Source organism: Kitasatospora sp. NPDC041917 (genome assembly GCF_055589745.1).
In genome coordinates this window covers 49,584-66,986 of record NZ_JBVJBI010000007.1, presented here as the reverse complement: position 1 = coordinate 66,986, position 17,403 = coordinate 49,584, and the positions used below count along the sequence as shown (strand labels likewise).

Annotated in this window: 19 protein-coding genes; 9 read left to right on the top strand and 10 right to left on the bottom strand. The window is 73.7% G+C overall.

The window, feature by feature from the left end:
* Positions 1–51 precede the first annotated feature (51 nt).
* Together ACZ6EM_RS10735 and ACZ6EM_RS10730 are read left to right on the top strand one after the other, a co-directional pair.
* Positions 52–894, top strand: coding sequence for a transcriptional regulator (locus ACZ6EM_RS10735; RefSeq protein ID WP_401055371.1), 843 nt, complete (start codon positions 52–54; stop codon positions 892–894).
* 103 nt (positions 895–997) lie between these two features.
* Positions 998–1,981 (top strand): NAD-dependent epimerase/dehydratase family protein, encoded by a 984-nt coding sequence (locus ACZ6EM_RS10730; protein WP_401055370.1) that lies wholly within the window; start codon positions 998–1,000, stop codon positions 1,979–1,981.
* 85 nt (positions 1,982–2,066) lie between these two features.
* On the opposite strand, the gene ACZ6EM_RS10725 is transcribed toward ACZ6EM_RS10730, so the two are convergent.
* Positions 2,067–2,261: a hypothetical protein gene (locus ACZ6EM_RS10725; RefSeq protein WP_452177969.1), complete on the bottom strand. Its 195-nt coding sequence runs from the start codon at positions 2,259–2,261 to the stop codon at positions 2,067–2,069.
* A gap of 1 nt (position 2,262) precedes the next feature.
* Between ACZ6EM_RS10725 and ACZ6EM_RS10720 the strand changes: the two genes are divergently transcribed.
* On the top strand, positions 2,263–2,409 hold the full coding sequence (locus ACZ6EM_RS10720) for a hypothetical protein (protein WP_465772245.1): 147 nt from the start codon (positions 2,263–2,265) through the stop codon (positions 2,407–2,409).
* A 57-nt stretch (positions 2,410–2,466) separates the two neighbouring features.
* Here ACZ6EM_RS10720 and def read toward each other — a convergent pair whose 3' ends face one another.
* The 8 genes from def to ACZ6EM_RS10680 all read right to left on the bottom strand — a co-directional run bounded on the left by def (position 2,467) and on the right by ACZ6EM_RS10680 (position 10,572).
* Positions 2,467–3,108: a peptide deformylase gene (def, locus tag ACZ6EM_RS10715; RefSeq protein WP_401055352.1), complete on the bottom strand. Its 642-nt coding sequence runs from the start codon at positions 3,106–3,108 to the stop codon at positions 2,467–2,469.
* A gap of 43 nt (positions 3,109–3,151) precedes the next feature.
* Complete coding sequence (locus ACZ6EM_RS10710; protein WP_401055351.1) at positions 3,152–4,153, bottom strand: tetratricopeptide repeat protein; 1,002 nt, start codon at positions 4,151–4,153, stop codon at positions 3,152–3,154.
* Between the two features lie 290 nt (positions 4,154–4,443).
* Positions 4,444–5,736 carry an HD-GYP domain-containing protein gene (locus ACZ6EM_RS10705; RefSeq protein ID WP_465772244.1) on the bottom strand — a complete coding sequence of 431 codons (1,293 nt, stop codon included), beginning with the start codon at positions 5,734–5,736 and terminating at the stop codon, positions 4,444–4,446.
* A 146-nt stretch (positions 5,737–5,882) separates the two neighbouring features.
* A complete protein-coding gene (locus ACZ6EM_RS10700) occupies positions 5,883–7,316 on the bottom strand; it encodes an HD-GYP domain-containing protein (RefSeq protein WP_401046887.1) in 1,434 nt (477 codons plus the stop codon).
* A 402-nt stretch (positions 7,317–7,718) separates the two neighbouring features.
* Positions 7,719–8,129, bottom strand: a complete 411-nt coding sequence (rsrA, locus tag ACZ6EM_RS10695; RefSeq protein WP_401046889.1) for a mycothiol system anti-sigma-R factor — start codon at positions 8,127–8,129, stop codon at positions 7,719–7,721.
* A complete protein-coding gene (locus tag ACZ6EM_RS10690; protein ID WP_401046905.1) occupies positions 8,126–8,776 on the bottom strand; it encodes a sigma-70 family RNA polymerase sigma factor in 651 nt (216 codons plus the stop codon). The genes rsrA and ACZ6EM_RS10690 overlap by 4 nt, the downstream gene beginning before the upstream one ends.
* Positions 8,777–9,160: 384 nt before the next feature.
* Positions 9,161–9,799 carry an alpha/beta hydrolase family protein gene (locus ACZ6EM_RS10685; RefSeq protein ID WP_465772243.1) on the bottom strand — a complete coding sequence of 213 codons (639 nt, stop codon included), beginning with the start codon at positions 9,797–9,799 and terminating at the stop codon, positions 9,161–9,163.
* A gap of 20 nt (positions 9,800–9,819) precedes the next feature.
* The gene (locus ACZ6EM_RS10680) at positions 9,820–10,572 is read right to left on the bottom strand and encodes an SOS response-associated peptidase (protein WP_401046894.1); all 753 of its coding nucleotides are present in this window, start codon (positions 10,570–10,572) and stop codon (positions 9,820–9,822) included.
* A 149-nt stretch (positions 10,573–10,721) separates the two neighbouring features.
* Between ACZ6EM_RS10680 and ACZ6EM_RS10675 the strand changes: the two genes are divergently transcribed.
* The 5 genes from ACZ6EM_RS10675 (at position 10,722) to hisN (ending at position 15,317) form a co-directional block, all read left to right on the top strand.
* Positions 10,722–11,447, top strand: a complete 726-nt coding sequence (locus ACZ6EM_RS10675; RefSeq protein WP_401046897.1) for a M50 family metallopeptidase — start codon at positions 10,722–10,724, stop codon at positions 11,445–11,447.
* 66 nt (positions 11,448–11,513) lie between these two features.
* Positions 11,514–12,848 carry a 3-phosphoshikimate 1-carboxyvinyltransferase gene (gene aroA / locus ACZ6EM_RS10670; RefSeq protein ID WP_452177971.1) on the top strand — a complete coding sequence of 445 codons (1,335 nt, stop codon included), beginning with the start codon at positions 11,514–11,516 and terminating at the stop codon, positions 12,846–12,848.
* A 15-nt stretch (positions 12,849–12,863) separates the two neighbouring features.
* On the top strand, positions 12,864–13,916 hold the full coding sequence (gene rsgA, locus ACZ6EM_RS10665) for a ribosome small subunit-dependent GTPase A (protein ID WP_359908428.1): 1,053 nt from the start codon (positions 12,864–12,866) through the stop codon (positions 13,914–13,916).
* 128 nt (positions 13,917–14,044) lie between these two features.
* On the top strand, positions 14,045–14,368 hold the full coding sequence (locus tag ACZ6EM_RS10660) for a DMT family transporter (RefSeq protein WP_359908425.1): 324 nt from the start codon (positions 14,045–14,047) through the stop codon (positions 14,366–14,368).
* Between the two features lie 151 nt (positions 14,369–14,519).
* A complete protein-coding gene (gene hisN, locus ACZ6EM_RS10655; RefSeq protein ID WP_380540004.1) occupies positions 14,520–15,317 on the top strand; it encodes a histidinol-phosphatase in 798 nt (265 codons plus the stop codon).
* 80 nt (positions 15,318–15,397) lie between these two features.
* Here hisN and ACZ6EM_RS10650 read toward each other — a convergent pair whose 3' ends face one another.
* On the bottom strand, positions 15,398–16,873 hold the full coding sequence (locus ACZ6EM_RS10650) for a catalase (RefSeq protein ID WP_359908420.1): 1,476 nt from the start codon (positions 16,871–16,873) through the stop codon (positions 15,398–15,400).
* A 104-nt stretch (positions 16,874–16,977) separates the two neighbouring features.
* Here ACZ6EM_RS10650 and ACZ6EM_RS10645 point away from each other — a divergent pair, with 104 nt between their 5' ends.
* On the top strand, positions 16,978–17,391 hold the full coding sequence (locus ACZ6EM_RS10645; RefSeq protein ID WP_380354946.1) for a Fur family transcriptional regulator: 414 nt from the start codon (positions 16,978–16,980) through the stop codon (positions 17,389–17,391).
* Positions 17,392–17,403 lie beyond the last annotated feature (12 nt).

Here is a 17,403-nt window from a genome sequence, read left to right as displayed (position 1 = left end):
TTGACCGGACGGCCCCGCCCCGGGGCGGGTGATCGAGAACCGAGGTCTTCCGTGTCCGCAGACAGAGCCGCGCCGCGAACGGTCGTCGAGGCCTGCTTCGATCCGCAGGGCACGGCCTCGCTCGACTACGTCTACGACGTCGCCGCGGCGGTCGGCCTGTCGGACCAGCCGGTGCGGCTGGCCGTCCGCCGGCTGGAGGCGGCAGGCGTCCTGCGGCAGGAGGGGCGGGGCCGCAAGGGCCGGCTCGTCCTGACCGACGCGGGCAGGCTCCGCTCGGACATGGACGTCCGGTTCGTCGCGCTCGCCTACGCGCAGGACGCCGGCCTCGTCCCCTGGGACGGGCTCTGGCGCCTCTACACCTTCTCCGTCCCCGAGCGGCACCGGTCGGAGCGCGACGCCCTCCGCGCCGCGCTGACCCGGCTCGGTGCCGTGCCGCTCGCGCCCGGCGCCTACGCGAGCCCGCACGACCTCCTCGACGAACTCACCGCCGAGGCCTCGGCGGCGACGGTCGGCGCCTACCTGATCACGGCGGAGGCCACCCGCCTGACCGGCCCGGGCTTCACCGACCCCGCCTCCACCGCAGAGCACCTGTGGCCCTCGGCCGAGACGGTCGAGGCCTACCGGCCCCTCGCCGACGCGCTCGCCGCGGAACCCCTCGGCCCCGACCTCGGCTCCGTCGAACTCGTCGCCGTCGCGCTGCGGCTGGCCGAGGCCTTCACCCACGCCCTGGAGCGCGACCCGCTCCTTCCCCCGGAGCTGAGGCCCACCCCCTGGCCCCCGTCCCGGATCCGGCGCGACTTCCACGAGGCCTGGACCACGATCCGCGGCCGCACCCCCGACCTCTCGCTCTTCCGCGCCTTCGACACCGGGCCGACGGCCGCCCACCGGGCCTGACCTCCACTCCGGGACAAACCCCGCTCGCCCGATATTCACCCGGACGGACGCGATTTCGAATTCCCGGATCGCTTATGTGTTCTAGGCCTGATATATCGATTATATGCTCGAAGAATACGACAAGGTCTTGGTGTCGGGCGGATTGGGTTTCGTCGGAAGGCACCTGACCAGCGCTCTTCTCTTTCTGGGGAAAGAGGTGTCGATCATCGACAACGCCCGGACGGCCACGAGCATCTCGGCGCCGTCCGGGACCACCCTGCACCTGCTGGACATCCGCGAGGTCGACGCCGTCGCCGAGGCCGTGGACGACGCGGACCTGGTCTTCCACGTCGCCGCGAACGCGAACGGCACGTTGTCGGTGACGCAACCGCGCCTCGACTTCGAGATCAACGCACTCGGCACGCTGATCTTCGCCGAGGCCCTCCTCAAGGCGCCCGTCCGTCGGGTCGTCTACGTCTCGTCCGCGTCCGTCTACGGAACGCCCCGGAAATTCCCCATGGACGAGGACCACCCGACCCGCCCCTTCGTGCCGTACGGCGCGTCCAAACTCAGCGGCGAGATCACCTGCCTGGCACTCCACCGCGCCTGCGGCCTCCCGGTGGTGGTCGGCCGCCCCTTCTGCGTCTACGGACCGGGCGAGAACCCGCACGAGGCGATGGTCGAGGTCGGCCGCTTCCTGCGCTGGCACCTCAACCACCAGCCCATCCAGATCGTGGGCGACATCGACCGGAAGACCCGCGACTTCGTCCATGTCACCGACCTGGTCCAGGGGTTGCTGACGATCGCCGACCGGGCCGAACTGGGCGAGGTGTTCAACATCGGCTCCGGCACGGAGGTGTCGATGCGCGAGCTCGTCGACACGATCGGGGAGGCCACCGGCAAGACGCCCGAGGTCAGCGTGATCCCGGAGATCGAGGACGACACCTACCGGCTGGTCGGCGACATCTCCAAGCTCCAGGGCCTGGGATACCGGCCGTCGGTCTCGCTGGTCGAGGGGGTGCGCGACCTGGCCGACCACCTCGGCGCGAATCCGGAGCTCCCCGGCAGCCCGACCATCTTCTCCCGCGGCCAGCACGGCGAATCCTGACCCGCCGCCCGCACGGGCCCCCTGTACGGGACCCACCACCCCGCCCCGGACGTCGTCGGCGTCCGGGGCGGCAGGCTACCCGTGCTCAGCCCTTGACCGATCCCGCGGTCAGCCCCTGGGCCAGGTAGCGCTGGAGGAACTGGTAGACCACGATCACCGGCAGCGAGGTCGCCAGCGCCCCGGCGGCGAACGGGCCGTAGTTCTGGTCCTGTCGGCCGGAGATGATCCCGTAGAGGCCGACCGCGACGGTCTTGGAGTCGTTCGACCCGCCGCTGACCACCGTGCGCCAGCCGATCCAGGAGACGGCCGCGGCCGTCGCCGAGGCCCTGTGGCGCCGGCTGGAGGGGCACGGCGGCCAGGTCAGGGACTACCTGTTCAGCCCGGAGCTGGTCGCCCGCGGGTCCACCGGCCGGCTGCGGCACGGCTGACCCCACACCGAGGGCCGGGACACCAGCGGTGTCCCGGCCCTCGCGCGTACCGCACCGTCAGGCGTTCGACACCGTCGCGTACTTCGGGGTGCCCTCGGCCATCTGCTGCAGGGCGTCCTTGCGGTCCCGCTTCGACAGCTTGTCGATGTAGAGGGTGCCGTACAGGTGGTCGGTCTCGTGCTGGAGGCAGCGGGAGAAGAAGCCGGTGCCCTCGACGCGGATCGGCTTGCCGTCCTTGTCGACGCCGGTGACCGCGGCGTAGTCCGGGCGGGCCAGCTCCGCGTAGGCGGTGGGGACGGAGAGGCAGCCCTCGTTGCCGTCGTCCAGGACGCGGCGGCGGTCGGCCGGGTACTCCTCCAGCACCGGGTTGATCACGTGGCCGATGTGGCGCACGCCCTCGTCGTCCGGGCAGTCGTAGACGAAGACCTTGAGGTCGACGCCGATCTGGTTGGCGGCGAGGCCGACGCCCTCGGCGGCGTACATCGACTGGAACATGTCGTCGATCAGTGCGGACAGCTCGCCGTCGAAGACGGTGACGTCCTTGACCTCGCGGTGCAGCACCGGGTTGCCGACGACGGTGATCGGGCGCGCGGTGCCCCTGCTGAGGTCGGGCTCCTCACCGATCACCTTCACGGGCGTCTCGGGCGCCTCCCCCTCCACGTCGTGCTCGTGCTCGTGCTGCTCGGCCTGCTCCGCCATGTCTTCCGCTTCCGTCGGTGTACGCGTTACCTCACCAGGGTACTCAGCACACTTCTTCGAGATCCCGGTACGCCCGGCTTCCCGGGGCGGCCGCGACCCAGCGGTCCAGCAGGGTGCGCACCAGGTGGGCCGGTGCGGCGATCCCGCACTCGCGCTCGACCAGCCAGGACATCCCGGCCGCGCCGCCCTGGCTGAGGTGGCTGAGGTGGCCGGGGTGGGCGGCGTCGCCGTCGTCGTGCGGGTCGTGGTGGGCGGCGACGCCGTCGTCGGAGGCCATCCGGCTCTCCGAGCAGGCGCGGCACAGCAGCCGCACCGAGGAGGTCCAGTCCTCGGCCGCGTAGCCGGCGTCGGCGACCAGCCGCTCCAGCGCGTCCCGGTCCCCGGCGGTGGCGGCCTGGAGCAGCACCACGTACGTCGGCACCGGGGAGGGCGCCCACAGCTCGATCTCGTCGAACACCGGGTAGGCGACGCCGTCGGTGACCCGCTCGCCGTGCGGGGCGCCGTCGTGCAGCACCACCTCGCCCCAGCGGCGGCCGGAGGAGGGCAGCGGGATGGACAGCACCTCGATCCGGGCCGGGTCCAGCCGGCGGCCCCAGACCACCTCGGACTCGCCGTCCGGGGAGAGCCGTACCGGGGTGGTGCCGAGGTCCAGGCTGACCGGGCCGTCCTGCTGCCCGCCGGGGCCGCCGGGGCCGCCGGGCAGCTTCAGCCCGTACGCCTGCCAGGCGCGGCGGGCCAGCGGCCAGTCCTGGAGGGCGGTGGCGGTGATGCCGAGGTTCCACCAGTCCGGGGCGCCGTGCTCGCGGTCCAGCAGGGCGACGGCGCGCAGCCCGGCCGAGCGGGCCTGCTCCCAGTCCCGGCGGAACTTGTGCAGCAGGGCGAGGTTGAACCAGGAGTCGGAGAGCCACGGCTCCAGGTCGGCGGCCATCACCAGCAGCGCGCCGGCGTCCTCGTAGCGGCCGTCGCCGATCAGCGTGAAGGCCCGGTCGGTCGTCTGCCGCCAGGTGGCGGACGGCCGGTGCCGTGCCCGGTGGAAGATCCTCACGTTCGTCCCTGCCGTCGTCGTCCGCTCAAGTCCCGTGCCACCGTGCCCGTACCGCCTCGGACGGTGTTCGGGGCCCGGTGCCCCGGGTCGGTGTTCCACGCTACGACCGCATCCAACCACGCCCGCCCCCGCCCGCGCTCCCCACCGCCGAGGTTGGGGTCCGCCCCTCCCCAGCCTGCCCGTCCGATCCCACCCGCTCAACCCCTGACGGCCGGAACCCGGTTTTCCCGGTCCCGCGACGGCGGCGCACGGCCCGTACCGTGCGAGCCCCGCGCGCCCGGGCCCGCCCCTCAGCGACGGGCCTGGCCGCCCACCCTGGCGAGGGCGTCCACCACGCGGGGGTCGTAGACCCGGCCGCGGCCCAGCCGCAGCACCTCCAGGGCCTCCAGCCGCCCGACGGCCTCGCCGACGCCCCGGCCGCGGGCCGACGTGAGCAGGTCGTCGTGGGCGTTGGCGACCCGGATGATCCGGGACGCGAGCGGCACCGGCCCCTCGCCGGGGGCGGGTCCGGTGTACGGGTCGGCCAGCCGGGCGACCTGCTCGGCGACCTGCCGGGGCACTCCGGTGCGGCTGATCACCTCGCTGCCGAGGCGGGCGATCCGCTGCTGCTCGGCGTACGGCAGCAGGGCGGTGGCGCCGTCCGGAACCGGTTCGACCAGGGAGAGCTGGCCGACGTCGTGCATCAGCGCGGCGTACTCCAACAGGGCGAGCTCGCGGGTGCCCATACCCAGCTCGCGGCCCAGCGCGCACGCCGTGTCCGCGACCCGGCGCGCGTGCCCGTGCGGGGTGTAGCCGGCCACCTCGGTGGCCCGGGCGAGGCTGGCGATGGTCTGCCCGGTGGTGGCCCGCACGGCGGCGGCGCGCCGGAAGGACACCTGGGCGAGCAGCAGCGGGGTGCAGAACAGCGGCAGCGCCCACAGCCCGACCTCGCCCGCCGCGAGGCTGACCAGCATCCCGGTGGCGACGATCGCCGAGCCGATGCCGAACAGCGAGCGCAGCTCGTCCTCCAGCGCCGCCGGGAACCGCAGCCCGCCGCCGGAGCGGCGCAGCAGCGCCGCCAGGGTCGCGTCGCAGAGCGCGGCCAGCGCGGCGACGGCGGTCAGGAACGCCCCGTACGCCGGGCCCTCGGGCGAGAAGCGGTCGACCGCGCCGCCGTTGTAGAGCGGCTGGAAGACGGCGGCCGCGAAGCCGACGGCGAGCAGCCGGCGGGCGGCGCCGTCGCGGCGGGCCGGGTCGGCCCAGGGCGGACGGCCGTGCGGACGGCCGGGGCCGCCCGGCAGGACGCGGCGCGGCAGGACGAGGCAGGCCAGCCAGCCCAGCAGCAGACCGGCCCCGGTCACCGCGACCACCTGGAGCGTCCCGTGCGCGGTCGGCACTCCGCGCAGCGGCCCGAGCAGCGCGTACGCCAGCGCGCCGGCCGCCCCGATGGGCGCCTGCTCCCGATCCCCCGGAAGGGTGATCCGGACGCACTCGCCGAGCGCGATCAGCGCGGTGAACGCCAGCACGACCCCGGGCTCCGCGACCCCGCGCACGGCGACGGCGCCCAGCGCGAGCGCCAGCAGCACGGCGGCCACCGCGTGCACCGCGCGCGCGGTGCGCCCGCAGGGCGTGCGGCCGAGGAGTACCCGCCGCAGCGCCCGGGGCCCGAACGCCCCCGCTCCGCACACCGCACGCCCGAACGCCCCCGCTCCGAGCACCGCACGCCCGGAAGCCGCGCGCCCGGGGGCCCTCACGGCTGCCCGGCCGCGGGGACGCTCCCGCCCTGGGGCGGCACCCGGCCCGGCGCCGCCCGGACCGGCTCGGGCACCCCGAGCGGGATGTCCGGCACCGCCTCGATGCCGTCCTCGGAGTGCACCACCGGCTGCCAGTCGTGCCCGGCCAGCGCGTCGATCAGCGCCCGCACCATCACCGGGTCGAACTGGCTGCCCGAGCAGCGCTCCAGCTCCGTGACCGCCTCGCCGACCGGGCGGCCGCGCCGGTAGGACCGGGTGGAGGTCATCGAGTCGAAGGCGTCGGCGACCGAGATGATCCGGGCGAACTCGGGGATCCGCTCGCCGGCCAGCCCGCTCGGGTAGCCCCGGCCGTCCATCCGCTCGTGGTGGTGCAGGATTCCGGCGTGCGCCTCGCCGAGGAAGTCGATCCCGCGCACCAGCTCGTACCCGTACACCGGGTGGATCTCCACCGCCCGGCGCTCCGCCTCGGTGAGGGGACCGTTTCTGCGCAGCAGTTCGGTGGCCACCCCGAGCTTGCCGACGTCGTGCAGGATGCCGGCGAAGCGCAGGGTGCGCAGCCGCTCGGCCTCCATGCCGAGCTGAGTGGCGATCAGCACCGAGGCCCGGCCGACCCGTTCGCTGTGGCCCCGGGTGTAGGAGTCCTTGATCTCCACGGCCTGCACCAGCGACTGAACGGTGGCCTGGTGCGCGTCGCGCTCGCGCTGGCCCTGGGCGAACACCCAGGCCGAGATGGACAGCGGCAGCAGGGCGAGCAGCGCCGCGAACGCGCCGTACGGGCCCTGCCAGAGCACCGCGACCATCAGCCCGCCGGCCGCGTGCACCAGCACCGGCAGCCCGCACACCGCGCGCGCCCCGCGCAGCAGCACCCCGGGGCGGCGCCCCTCGCCGAGCATCAGCATGACGCCCACCACCACCCCGTTGACCAGGCAGAACACCGCGACGGCGGCGAATCCCGGCAGCAGCGCGGCCGGGAAGCGGGAGCCGAGCAGCAGCTGCGGGCCGTGCAGCAGGTGGAAGGCGGCCGAGGAGGCGAAGGCGCACAGCGCGAGCTGGGAGCCGTTGAACAGCTGGCGCGGGCGGCAGCCGCGCCCGTTCGGGCCGCCGAGCAGCGCGGCCGGGGCGGCGACCAGGGCGGCGGCGGACGGCGGGAGCATCAGCACCCCGGCGAACAGCACCGGGAAGAAGGCGTTCACCCCGGGCCGGGCCGGCGTCCGCTCGGGCAGCGCGGGCCGGTGCAGCAGCCGGCGCACCAGCACCAGGCAGGGCGTGGGCAGGCCCTGGGCCAGGGACTCCCAGCAGCCGTGCAGGAAGGCCAGCAGCCCGACCTTGGGCCAGTCCACCGGAGCGCCCAGCCAGTGCGGCACCCCGGGGACGGCCGCGGCGGGCAGCAGCGGCACCAGGCAGCACAGCGCCGCCACCGGGACGGCCACCAGGTAGCGCGCCGCCCCTCGCGGCAGGGTCGATCCTCCACAGTCGGTAGCGATCTCGACCTCCCCGCCGTACGGACCCCGTCTTGCCTCAACGCGTCGGGCGGACCGACGGTGAGTGTCCGTCAGGAGAATAGGCCGCCGTCCGGACATGGGGACGCATGATGGCGCAACGGCGCAGTTGGCGCACCGCCAACTCACTCGAACGAGTGAGGGCGTGTGCGAGCGGAACGGGAGCGGCCCCGGGAGCACACACTCCCGGGGCCGCTGGTACTCCTTGCCCGACCTGCGCGAACCGCCCACCCCGCCCTCACCGGCGGGCCGGCGGACCACCGCTCCCGGCGGTCGACCACCCGCCCGTCCGTCGCACGGACGTTCGCCGCGCGGGCGTTCGTCAGCGGGCCGTCACTCCGCCTGGGCGCCGGCCTCGACCGGCGCGCCGGGGCGCTCCGTGGACTCCCGCTCGGCCGCCCCGCCCAGCCCGGGCGCCGGACGGGCCGACTCGGCGTGCACCTCGACGGTGGTCTCCACCGCGACCACCACCTGCTCGCCCGAGCGCTGCCCGGCCCGGATCGAGTCGATCCTGGCCAGCACCTTGCTGCGCAGGTCGGTCGGGGTGTCGTCGCACCCGCAGGAACGCTTGATCAGCGCCTTGATCGCCTGCTCCAGCCCGTACTGCTTCAGGCAGGGCGAGCACTCCTCGAAGTGGACGCGCAACTTCGCGCAGTCGCCCTCGGGCATCTCGTTGTCGAGGAATTCATAGAGGTGGTCGAGGACCTCGCCACACTCGGTTTCGTGCGGATCGCCGCAGCTCATGAGCCCGAGCCCTTCGCTTCCTGCCCTGCCCCGCTGCCGGCCGGGACCAGCCCGCGCTCACGGGCGTAATCCTCCAGCATGCCGCGCAGCTGACGACGGCCGCGGTGCAGCCGGGACATCACCGTACCGATGGGAGTACCCATGATGTCCGCGATCTCCTTGTACGCAAAGCCTTCTACGTCCGCGAGATAGACGGCGATCCGGAATTCCTCCGGGATGGCCTGGAGCGCGTCCTTCACATCACTGTCGGGAAGGTGGTCGAGCGCCTGGGTCTCGGCCGAGCGCAGACCGGTCGACATGTGCGACTCGGCCCGGGCCAGCTGCCAGTCCTCGATCTCCTCCGCCGCGGTGCGCTGGGGCTCCCGCTGCTTCTTGCGGTACGAGTTGATGAACGTGTTGGTGAGGATGCGGTACAGCCAGGCCTTGAGGTTCGTGCCCTCGCGGAACTGGTGGAAGGACGCGTACGCCTTGGCGAACGCCTCCTGGAGCAGGTCCTCCGCGTCGGCCGGGTTGCGCGTCATGCGCAGCGCCGCCGAGTACATCGGATCCAGGTAGCCCAGGGCGTCGCGCTCGAAGCGCTCCCGCCGGGCCTCCTCGCTCTCCGCCGCCGACACCCGGTAGGTGTCCTCACCGATCGCCTCGGCCAGCTCCTCACCGGTGAGCGCCTCGCCCGCGGGCAGGGCGTCGCCCGGGCCACGGCCCGGATCGGCCTCGTGCTCGGTCCCGACGACCGGACCCACCTCCTCGGCATGACGGGCACGGCCCACGGCGGGCCGCCCAGAAATGGAGGATATCGGGCTGACGGGCTTCTCGCCCGCGTCGAGCCACTCCGACCACGAGGGGGCGAACGCCGTGGTGGCCTCGCGCTCCTCAGGCCGCTCGGGGCACGCGATCGAACCCATCTGCCCTGCCTCTCACACCGGTGACTCGTGCTGACGGACACGACAACCACACCGGCCCCGGCCGCATTCCCGCCCCCGGGCACCATTCGCTCGCACGAGTGATCGAGCGGAAACTCCCCGCTCACGGCCTCACAGCAGCCGCAGCACCCAGTCCCCCACCGACGAACAGATCAGGTCCAGCACCTCGTCCTGCCCCACCGGCGCCCGCTTGGGCACCTCGAAGCCGTGGCTGCCGTACGGCACCGCCACCAGTTCGTGCCCCGCCGGGAGCTCCGGGAACTCCGCCGGCCCGCCGAACGGGTCCGCCGCGCTCTGCACCACCAGCGTCGGCAGAGCGGACTCCAGCAGCTCCCCGGCCCGGCTCTTCTCCGGCTTGCCCGGAGGGTGCAGCGGGAACGCCAGGGCCACCACCCCGACCGCCCCGGTCGCCGCGCCCGTGCGGCAGGCCACCCGCGCCCCGGCGCTGCGACCGCCCACCACCAGCGGCAGGCCAAGCCCGGCCAGCCGCTCCGCCACCGGCCGCCAGCCGAGGTCCAGTGTCCTCGGCGCCGGGCCGAGCCTGCGGCCCGCCACCCGCCAGGGCTGCTCGACCAGCGCCACGGTGATCCCCCGGGCCGGCAGCTTCCCGGCCAGCGCCACCAGGTCCCGGGCCTCGATCCCGCCGCCCGCGCCGTGGCCGAGCGCCAGCACGACCACGGGCCGCTCGGCGCGGTGGTGGGTGATCCGGGCCTCCCCGGCCTCGGTGGGGACCAGTTCGGTGGTGCTCATCGCGGTGACTCCAGGAAGGTTCAGAACAGGGTGCTCTCGTACTCGACCTCGGTCCACGGCTCCTTGAGCTCCGGACCGTTGTTGCGGATGCTGCCGACCGCCGGCGACACCGGAGTGGCCAGCAGCGCACCCGGCGGCGGGGGCACCAGCAGCCGGCGCAGCCCGTCCGGGTCGGTCAGCCGCGGGTCCAGCCACGCGTCCCAGTCCCCCGGGTCCAGGAACAGCGGCATCCGCTCGTGGATCGGCGCCAGCGACTCCTCGGCGTCCGTGGTGACGATCGTGAAGGTCACCAGCCAGGCCTCCGGGTGCCCGGGCGGCACCGCCCGGTTGCGCCAGAACTCGTACAGCCCGGCCAGCGCCAGCGGGGTGCCGTCGGCCCGGGAGACGAAGTACGGCTTCTTGCGGGCCTTTCCGCGCTCCCCCGGCACCGTCTGCCACTCGTAGTAGCCGTCCACCGGCAGGATGCACCGGCGCGCGGCGAAGGCCTGCCGGTACGAGGGCTTCTCGTGCACCGTGTCCGACCGGGCGTTGATCATCTTCACCGCCGTCTCGGCGGAGTTCGACCACTGCGGCACCAGCCCCCAGCGCAGCACCCGCAGCTGCCGCACCGGCCGCGGCCGCTCCCCGCCCAGCCGCTCCAGCACCACGAAGGCGCTGTTGGTCGGCGCGACGTTCCAGTTCGGGTCCAGGGTCTCCGCGGGATCCCAGTGCTCGACGTCGAACAGCTCGACGACGTCCTCGGGCTTGCTGCTGGCTGCGAACCGACCGCACATGCGGGCCAGCTTGCCATGCCACCGGTTCTCACGACGTGTTCATCCCCGGACCAGAACCACCCGCCGCCTCCCGCCCGTCCCCGCATGGGAGGCTGCCCCGAACGGCCCAACGCGACGGCCCAGTGCGGCGGACGGAGGCGGAGACACCGATGAACGCGAACGACCTGACCCTCGGCGACCTGTGGAACCAGGTGACCGGCACCCAGGCCGCCCCACCCGGCTGGCTGGTCCTGGCCACCGGCGCCGCCGCCCTGCTCACCGTCCTGGCCCGCCCGCTCTGGCACGTCGCCCGCAACGCCGTGACCATCGCCCACGAGGGCGGCCACGGCCTGATCGCCGTGGTCACCCGCCGCAAGCTGGCCGGCATCCGGCTGCACTCGGACACCTCCGGGCTCACCCTCTCCTACGGCCGCCCCACCGGCCCCGGCATGGTCCTCACCGCCGCCGCCGGCTACACCGCCCCCGCGCTGCTCGGCCTCGGCTGCGCCGCCCTGCTCGCCGCCGACCGGATCACCCTGCTGCTCTGGCTGGCGATCGTGCTGCTGCTCGCCCTGCTGCTGCGCATCCGCAACGCCTTCGGCTTCCTCAGCGTGCTGGTCGCCGGCGGCGCCTTCTTCCTGGTCTCGTGGTTCGGCAGCGCCGAGGTCCAGGCCGGCTTCGCCTACCTCGGCTGCTGGTTCCTGCTCTTCGGCGCCGTCCGCCCCGTCCTGGAGCTCCAGCACCAGCGCCGGATCGGCTGGGCCCGCGACTCCGACGCCGACCAGCTCGCCCGGCTCACCCACGTCCCCGCCCTCGCCTGGGTCGCCGTCTTCCTGCTCGTCGCCCTCGCCTGCCTCGGCCTCGGCGCCGCCTGGCTGCTCCAGCCGCTGCGGTAGCCGGCCGGGAGCGTCCCGCCGCCCGACCGACGAGGGGGCTTCCGCCGCGGCCCCTAGACTTGCCCCATGACCGAGACCCTGTGGCCCGCCCCCGTCGCGACCAGCCCCGTCGACGCCACCGTCACCATCCCCGGCTCCAAGTCGGTCACCAACCGGGCCCTGGTGCTGGCGGCACTCGCCGACGGGCCGGGCTGGGTGCGGCGCCCGCTGCGCAGCCGCGACTCCCAGCTGATGGCCGACGGCCTGCGCGCCCTCGGGGTCACCATCGAGGAGAAGGTCAACAACGACTCCGGCGGCACCGGCGGCGGCGAGGCCTGGCGGGTCATCCCCGCCCCCGCGCTGCTCGGCCCCGCCTCCGTCGACGTCGGCAACGCCGGCACGGTGATGCGCTTCCTGCCGCCGCTCGCCGTCCTCGCCGACGGCCCCGTGCACTTCGACGGCGACCCGCGCTGCTACGAGCGCCCCCAGCACGGCGTGATCAACGCCCTGCGCGCGCTCGGCGCCCGGATCGAGGACGGCGGCCGGGGCGCCTTCCCGCTCACCGTGCACGGCACCGGCTCGCTGGACGGCGGCCCGGTCGAGCTGGACGCCTCCTCCTCGTCCCAGTTCGTCTCCGCCCTGCTGCTCTCCGGGGCCCGCTACAACCACGGCATCGAGGTCCGCCACGTCGGCGGCCCGGTCCCGTCGCTGCCGCACATCCGGATGACCGTGGAGATGCTGCGGCTGGCCGGCGCCCAGGTCGACGCCCCCGAGGACGGCGGCGAGAAGGACGTCTGGCGGGTCACCCCCGGCGCCCTGCTCGGCCGCGACCTGGTGGTCGAGCCGGACCTCTCCAACGCCGCGCCGTTCTTCGCCGCCGCCCTGGTCACCGGCGGCCGGGTCACCGTGCGGGACTGGCCCAGGCACACCACCCAGCCCGGGGACCAGCTGCGCGAGATCTACACCCGGATGGGCGGCGCCTGCGAGTTCACCGACGAGGGCCTGCAGTTCACCGGCACCGGCCGGATCCACGGCATCGAGGCCGACCTGCACGACGTCGGCGAGCTCACCCCGGTGATCGCCGCCGTCGCCGCGCTGGCCGACTCCGAGTCCCACCTGTACGGCATCGCCCACCTGCGCCTGCACGAGACCGACCGGCTCGCCGCGCTCGCCAAGGAGATCAACGACCTGGGCGGCGACGTCACCGAGACCGAGGACGGCCTGCGGATCCGCCCGCGCCCGCTGCACAGCGGCATCTTCCACACCTACGAGGACCACCGCCTCGCCACCGCCGCCGCCGTGCTCGGCCTCGCCGTGCCCGGCGTCGAGGTCGAGAACGTCGCCACCACCGCCAAGACCCTGCCCGACTTCCCCGGGATGTGGTCCGAGCTGCTCGGCGGCGAAGCGGCGGCGGGCGCCTGAGCGGAGACTGAGCACATGCGCCGCTACGGCAAGGACGCCGACGAGGACGACATCCGCAACCGCCCCGCCCGCCGGGGCTCCCGGCCGCGGACCCGAATCCGGCCCAAGCACGAGGACGCCGCCGAGGCGATGGTGCTGACCATCGACCGCGGCCGGATCACCTGCCTGGTCGACCCGGGAACGAAGCAGGAACGCGAGGTCGTCGCCATGAAGGCCCGCGAGCTGGGCCGCAAGGGCGTCGTCGTCGGCGACGTGGTCAACCTGGTCGGCGACCTCACCGGGGACGCCGACACCCTCGCCCGGATCGTCCGGGTCGAGGAGCGCACCTCGGTGCTGCGGCGCACCGCGGACGACGACGACCCGTACGAGCGGATCGTGGTCGCCAACGCCGAGCAGCTGGCCATCGTCACCGCCCTGGCCGATCCGGAGCCGCGCCCCCGGCTGATCGACCGCTGCCTGGTGGCGGCGTACGACGCGGGCATGGAGCCGCTGCTGGTGCTCACCAAGTCGGACCTCGCCCCGGCCTCGACGCTGCTGGAGACCTACGCGCCGCTGGGCATCGAGTACGTGGTCACCCGCCGTGACGAGCTGGAGACCACCGGCGCCGAGGCCGTCCGGGAGCACCTGCGCGGCCTGTCCACGGTCTTCATCGGCCACTCCGGCGTCGGCAAGACCACCCTGGTCAACGCGCTCGTCCCGGACCGCCGGCGACAGACCGGGCACGTCAACGCCGTGACCGGCCGCGGCCGGCACACCACCGTCTCCGCGCTGGCGCTGCGCTTGCCCCCGCCGCCCGGCGCCAAGCCCGGCTCGAAGAAGGCGCTGAACCCCGGCTGGGTGATCGACACTCCCGGCTTCCGCTCGTTCGGCCTCTCGCACATCGATCCGTCCCGGGTCATCCTCGCCTTCCCCGACCTGGAGGCCGGCACCGTCGACTGCCCGCGCGCGTGCAGCCACGACGAGCCGGACTGCGCGCTGGACGCCTGGGTCGCCGAGGGCCACGCCGAGGCGGCCCGGCTCTACTCGCTGCGCCGTCTGCTGGCCAGCAAGGACGGCGAGGCCGACTGAGTCCGGCCGTCCGCGGCCCGTCGACGGGGTTGGTGGCCCGTTCGAGGTGTCGGAGCGGGCCCACCTGGCGATCATAGGAAAGTCGGGCCGTATGCGGTCCGCCCGTCGATCGACAGGGAGGGCACGCGATGGCATGGGCCCTGGTGGTCCTGGCCGGCCTGCTGGAGACCGGCTTCGCGATCAACCTCAAGCTCAGCGAGGGCTTCACCAAGCTCTGGCCCACCATCAGCTTCTGCGTGTTCGCCCTCGGCAGCTTCGGCCTGCTCACCCTCTCGCTGAAGACCCTTCCGGTCGGCCCCGCCTACGCGGTGTGGACGGGCATCGGCGCGGCCGGCACCGCGATCTACGGCATGCTCTTCCTCGGCGAGAGCTCCTCGGTGCTCAAGCTGGTCTCGATCTCGCTGGTGATCGCCGGTGTCATCGGCCTCCAACTCAGCGGCACGACCCACTGAGCGGCCCGGCACGCGGAGCGGCCGCCCGGCACGCGGAGCGACGAGCGGAGCCGACACGGCGCGCCGGACGGCCGCGCGCGCCCGCACCCGCTCCGGGCCGCTCCGCGAGCCCGGCTGTGCCGATCCGGGGAGGCTCGCTAGGGTTTCGGGCATGGCCGATTACCACGACGACCTCCGACTCGCCCATGTCCTCGCCGACTCGGCCGACTCGGTCACCCTGGATCGCTTCCGCGCCCTCGACCTGAAGATCGAGACCAAGCCCGACCTCACCCCGGTGAGCGACGCCGACAAGGCCGCCGAGGAGCTCGTGCGCAGCGTGCTCCAGCGCGCCCGTCCGCGCGACGCCGTCCTCGGCGAGGAGTTCGGTCTCCAGGGCTCGGGCCCGCGCCGCTGGGTGATCGACCCGATCGACGGCACCAAGAACTACATCCGCGGCGTCCCGGTCTGGGCCACCCTGATCGCCCTGCTGGAGGACGGCCCGGACGGCGTCGAGCGCCCGGTGGTCGGCATCGTCTCCGCCCCCGCGCTGCAGCGCCGCTGGTGGGCGGCCAAGGGCCTGGGCGCGTTCGGCGGCCGCAGCCTGACCAAGGCCTCCCGGCTGCAGGTCTCCGGTGTCTCCCGGATCGAGGACGCGTCCTTCTCCTACTCCTCGCTCAGCGGCTGGGAGGAGCGCGGCCGCCTCGACCCGTTCCTGGACCTCACCCGCGCCTGCTGGCGCACCCGCGCGTACGGTGACTTCTGGTCCTACATGATGGTCGCCGAGGGCGCCGTCGACATCGCCGCCGAGCCCGAGCTGTCGCTGTGGGACATGGCGGCCAACTGCATCATCGTCGAGGAGGCCGGCGGCCGCTTCACCGGCCTGGACGGCGTCCCCGGCCCCGGCGGCGCCGACGCCGTCGCCTCCAACGGCCTGCTGCACGAGGAGGCCCTGCGCCGGCTCTCCGTCTGACCCGGCCGGCCCGAGCGTGGTCGCGGCCCCCCGACCAGTGGAAGCTGGTCGGGGGGCCGCCGCCGTTCCCGGTCCGGTGACTACCGCTTGCGCAGCTCCCGGACCGCCGCGTCCAGCCGCTGCCCGAAGTCGGCGTCGGCCTTGCGGAAGTTGTCGACCGCCCGCTCCACGATGTCCTCGCGGTCGGCGGAGACCTTGGCGATGAAGCCCGCCAGGTTGCCGATCAGGCGCTGCTTCTCCTCCTCGGAGAACAGCCGGTACAGGTCGCCGGCCTGCACGAAGTCGTCGTCCTCGGCGTGCGAGGGCGCGGCGTGGGTGCCGGTGGGGCCGTCGACGGCGGTCGCGGCCCACAGCGGACGGCCGGTCTGCACCGGGCCGCCGAAGCTGTTCGGCTCGTAGTTCTTCTGCCGGCCGTGGCGGCCGTCGTACAGGTGGCCGTCGCGGCTGTTGGTGCGGGCCTCGGTGGCGTGCGGACGGTTCACCGGCAGGTGGTCGGCGTTGATGCCGACCCGGTAGCGGTGGGCGTCGGCGTACGCGAACAGGCGGCCCTGGAGCATCTTGTCCGGGGACGGGCCGATGCCGGGCACGAAGTGCGCCGGGGAGAACACCGACTGCTCGACCTCGGCGAAGACGTTGTCGGGGTTGCGGTTGAGCTCCAGCTTCCCGATCTCGATCGGCGGGTAGTCGGCGTGCGGCCAGACCTTGGTGAGGTCGAAGGGGTTGAAGCGGTAGTTCGCCGCGTCGGCCGCCGGCATGATCTGGACCTGCACCGTCCAACTGGGGAACTCGCCGCGCTCGATCGACTCGCGCAGGTCGCGCTGGTGGCTGTCCGGGTCCTCGCCGGCGAGGGTGTTGGCCTCCGCCTGGGCGAGGTTGCGGATGCCCTGGTCGGTCTTGAAGTGGTACTTGACCCAGAAGTGCTCGCCGGCCTCGTTCTGCCACTGGTAGGTGTGCGAGCCGTAGCCGTTCATGTGCCGGTACGAGGCGGGGATGCCGCGGTCGCCGAACAGCCAGGTCACCTGGTGGGTGGCCTCGGGCGACAGGCCCCAGAAGTCCCAGACGTTGTCCGCCTCCTGGGAGCCGGTGTACGGGTCGCGCTTCTGGGTGTGGATGAAGTCGGGGAACTTGATGGCGTCCTTGATGAAGAACACCGGGGTGTTGTTGCCGACGAGGTCGTAGTTGCCCTCCTCGGTGTAGAACTTCAGCGCGAAGCCGCGCGGGTCGCGCACCGCGTCGGCCGCGCCGAGGTTGCCCGCCACCGTGGAGAAGCGCAGGAACGTCTCGGTCTGCTTGCCGACCTCGGAGAGGAACGCCGCCCGGGTCCAGGGCGTCACGTCGGCGGTCACGGTGAAGGTGCCGTACGCGCCGGCGCCGCGGGCGTGCACCACGCGCTCCGGGATCCGCTCGCGGTTGAAGTGCGCGAGCTTCTCGAACAGCAGCTGGTCCTGGATGAGCGCCGGGCCCCCGACGCCCGCCGTCTCGGTGTTCTGGTTGTCGGCGACGGGGGCACCCGCCTCCGTGGTCAGGGTCGGGCGCTGCTCGTCCTGGATCGTCATGGGAGTGCCTCCGCGGTGTCCGGTCGTGATGACACGATCCTAACTTGGACTTTGTCCAAGTCAATACTGGAACCAATCTCGGAGCTTGACCTACTCTGGATGGCATGAGCGACCTGCTGGAGAGACTGCGCGCACGGGGCTGGCGGCTGACCTCGCAACGCCGGGTCGTGGCCGAGGTCCTGGACGGCGACCACGTGCACCTCACCGCCGACGAGGTGCACGCCCGCGCGGCGGCCCGGCTGCCGGAGATCAGCCGCGCCACCGTCTACAACACGCTCGGCGAGCTCGTCACCCTCGGCGAGGTCCTGGAGGTCGCCACCGACGGCCGCGCCAAGCGCTACGACCCCAACGCGCACCGCGCCCACCAGCACCTGATCTGCTCGGGCTGCGGCGCGATCCGCGACGTCCACCCGCAGGGCGACCCGCTCGCCGCCCTCCCCGCCGCCGAGCGCTTCGGCTTCGCCGTCACCGCCGCCGAGGTCACCTACCGCGGCCTGTGCCCGAACTGCCGCCCCTGATCAAGAAGTTGC